This window comes from Streptomyces sp. SID5785, from assembly GCF_009870065.1.
Taxonomy (GTDB): Bacteria; Actinomycetota; Actinomycetes; order Streptomycetales; family Streptomycetaceae; genus Streptomyces.
The window spans coordinates 1-2,761 of sequence record NZ_WWIA01000087.1; the positions used below are offsets into that span (position 1 = coordinate 1).

Genomic DNA, 2,761 nt, shown 5'->3' on the forward strand with positions numbered 1-2,761 from the left:
CGCCGCGAGATGCGGGCCGCCGCGTCACAGGCCCGCGGCGGCCGCGGCGCGGGCGGCACCGCAAGCGGGCCCGGCGCCGGCCCCGGCGGCCTGGCGGACCTGACGGACCACGAGTCCTGGCGGGCGGCCAAGGAGGAGCTGCGCCGCGCCAAGCAGGAGTGGAAGGAGCAGGCGCGGCGCGCGAAGGACGAGAGCCGCCGGGCCCGCGAGGAGGCCCAGCGGGCGCGCCGCCAGGCCAAGGAGACGCAGGACAAGGTGCGGGCGCAGGCGCAGGAGGAGTTCCAGCGCATGGCCCGGCGGGTGCAGGACCAGGTGCAGGACCACTTCACGCGGGGGGACTGGCCGACGGGCGTGCGCGAGGGCCTGTCCGAACTGGCGAGGGAGTTCGGCGAGTTCGGCAAGTCCTTCGGCAAGGACACCGGGCACGGCCGGGGGACCACGGGCTCCGCCCCGGCCCCGGACGCACCGGCTGCCGCCGACCACCCCGAGCCGTCGGAGCCGTCGCATCCGTCGGAGCCGGCGAAGGCGTTCGGCTCGTCCGCACCGGCCGGACCGACCGGTGACGCCGCGTTCCGGCCCGCCTCGGAGGACATCCCGGTCGCGTACGTGCCCGACTGGGCCGCGGGCGAGGACTCCACCGGGGACCCGGCCCGGGACCTCGACCGACTGCTCGACCGTTTCCGCGACGACATCCGGGACGCAGCCCGCGACCACGGCGTCTCGCCGGACCAGCTCGGAGAGGCCCGCCGCCGGCTCTCGGAGGCGGCGGCCCACATCGGCGCGGCTCTGCGGACCCCGAAGGGTTAGCGCGGGCCGCGGGCCACGCTTGTGGCGCCCCGCCCTGCTTCGCCGCCCTCCGCGGCGGGCGACGGGACGCCACGGCCACCGCCCCTCAGCCGCGTCGACAACGCTGCGGGTCAGTGCACCTAGCTCGCCGCCGCCTGCCCGCCACCGGCGGAGCCGTACAGCACGCGCTCCACGGCGTCCGCCGTCACTCCGTGCTCGGCGAGCACCTCCCCCACCGTGCCGGGGCGGGTCGTGAGGGCGAGCAGCAGGTGCTGGTCGCCGATGGACCGGTCGCGGTGGGCGAGGGCGATCCGCAGGGAGCGCTCCAGGACCCCCTTGGCCTCCTTGGTGAACGGGCGGCGCCCGCCGAACCGCCGGCCTCCGCTCAGGGCGCCGACGCCATGGGTCTCCTCGATCCGGGAGACGATCGCGTCGACGTCGATGCCGAGTCCCGCGAGGGCCTCGGCGTCGGCCTGCGAGAGGCCCGCGCGGCGGCGGGCCTCGGTCAGGCCCCGGCCGATCGAGGCGCGGCGCGCCTCGGTGGCGGCACCGAGGGCGCCCAGGGCGAAGGCGGCGCGTGTGCCGCGTGCCTCGAGGAGGGCGAGCAGCAGATGCCCCTCGTCGACGTGCGGGGCGCGCTCCTGCTCGGCATGGGCGACGGCGCCCCGTACGACGTCGCGGGCGCCCTGGGTGAACCGTTCGAACATCATCGCCTCCCGTACTTCTTGTGCACGGCCTGTCGGCTGACTCCCAGCTCGGCCGCGATCTCCTGCCACGACCAGCCCTGATGGCGCGCGCTGCGCACCTGTACCGCTTCCAACTGCTCCAGCAGCCGCCGCAGCGCGGCGACCGCCCGCAGCCCGACGCGCGGGTCACGCGCGCCCGCCCGCTCGGCGAGATCCGTTGCTTCGGTCATGCTGTCAATGTAGGTTGACAGGCAAGCCATGTCAACCATCGTTGACATGACAAGAGGCCGCACACGACGAAGGGCGCCCCGGCCGGGGCGCCCTTCGTCACGTTCGCGTGCGGGTGAGTCACACGGTCAGCACGACCTTGCCGAACAGGTCGCCGCCCGCCATCTTCTCGAAGCCGTCGCGGGCCCGGTCGAGCGGCAGCACCTCGTCGATCACCGGGCGCACCCCGGTCGCGGCGCAGAACGACAGCAGGTCCTCGAGCTCGTCCTTGGAGCCCATCGTGGAGCCGACGACCTTGAGTTCGAGGAAGAAGATGCGGTTGAGCTCGGCGGCCGGCGGGTTGGGGCCGCTGGTCGCGCCGGAGATCACGAGCGTGCCGCCGGGGCGCAGGGACTTGACGGAGTGGGACCAGGTGGCGGCACCCACCGTCTCGATCACGGCGTCGACGCGCTGCGGCAGCCGCGCCCCGGACTCCAGCGCCTCGACGGCGCCGAGTTCGAGAGCCCGCTTGCGCTTGGCCTCGTCGCGGCTGGTCGCGAAGACCCGGAGGCCCGCGGCCCTGCCGAGGGCGATGGCGGCCGTGGCGACCCCACCGCCGGCGCCCTGCACGAGGACGGAGTCGCCGGGGCGCACCCCGGCGTTGGTGAAGAGCATCCGGTACGCGGTCAGCCAGGCCGTGGGGAGGCAGGCGGCCTGCTCGAAGGAGAGCTCCTTCGGCTTGGGCAGCACGTTCCACTCGGGGACGGTGACCTGCTCGGCGAAGGTCCCCTGGTACTTCTCGGTGAGGATCGAGCGGCGCTCGCGCGGGCCGACGCCGTGGCCGGTCTCGCCGATCACGGAGTGGAGCACGACCTCGTTGCCGTCCTGGTCGACACCGGCGGCGTCGCAGCCGAGGATCATGGGCAGCGACTCCTCGCCGAGCCCGACCCCGCGCAGGGACCACAGGTCATGGTGGTTGAGGGAGGCGGCCTTGACGTTCACGGTGGTCCAGCCCGGCCGGTCGACGGGGGCGGGACGCTCCCCCAGCTCCAGTCCGTTCAGCGGCTGATCACGGTCGATGA

4 protein-coding genes are annotated in these 2,761 nt (G+C 74.8%); 1 reads left to right on the forward strand and 3 read right to left on the reverse strand.

Going from position 1 to position 2,761, the window contains the following annotated elements; all coding sequences use genetic code 11:
• Positions 1 to 807 (forward strand): ATP synthase F0 subunit B (locus GTW43_RS02835; protein WP_161299954.1); only part of this gene is annotated, 807 nt, incomplete at its 5' end.
• A 119-nt stretch (positions 808 to 926) separates the two neighbouring features.
• Here GTW43_RS02835 and GTW43_RS02840 read toward each other — a convergent pair.
• The 3 genes from GTW43_RS02840 to GTW43_RS02850 all read right to left on the reverse strand — a co-directional run bounded on the left by GTW43_RS02840 (position 927) and on the right by GTW43_RS02850 (position 2,759).
• Complete coding sequence (locus GTW43_RS02840) at positions 927 to 1,493, reverse strand: Clp protease N-terminal domain-containing protein (protein WP_161299959.1); 567 nt, start codon at positions 1,491 to 1,493, stop codon at positions 927 to 929.
• Complete coding sequence (locus tag GTW43_RS02845; RefSeq protein ID WP_161299955.1) at positions 1,493 to 1,702, reverse strand: helix-turn-helix domain-containing protein; 210 nt, start codon at positions 1,700 to 1,702, stop codon at positions 1,493 to 1,495. The genes GTW43_RS02840 and GTW43_RS02845 overlap by 1 nt, the downstream gene beginning before the upstream one ends.
• 118 nt (positions 1,703 to 1,820) lie before the next feature.
• Positions 1,821 to 2,759 carry a zinc-binding dehydrogenase gene (locus GTW43_RS02850; protein WP_343245876.1) on the reverse strand — a complete coding sequence of 313 codons (939 nt, stop codon included), beginning with the start codon at positions 2,757 to 2,759 and terminating at the stop codon, positions 1,821 to 1,823.
• Positions 2,760 to 2,761 lie beyond the last annotated feature (2 nt).

Coding starts and splice junctions, on each gene's coding strand:
- GTW43_RS02840 (WP_161299959.1), bottom strand. CDS start 1,493: ATGTTCGAACGGTTCACCCAGGGCGCCCGCGACGTCGTACGGGGCGCC.
- GTW43_RS02845 (WP_161299955.1), bottom strand. CDS start 1,702: ATGACCGAAGCAACGGATCTCGCCGAGCGGGCGGGCGCGCGTGACCCG.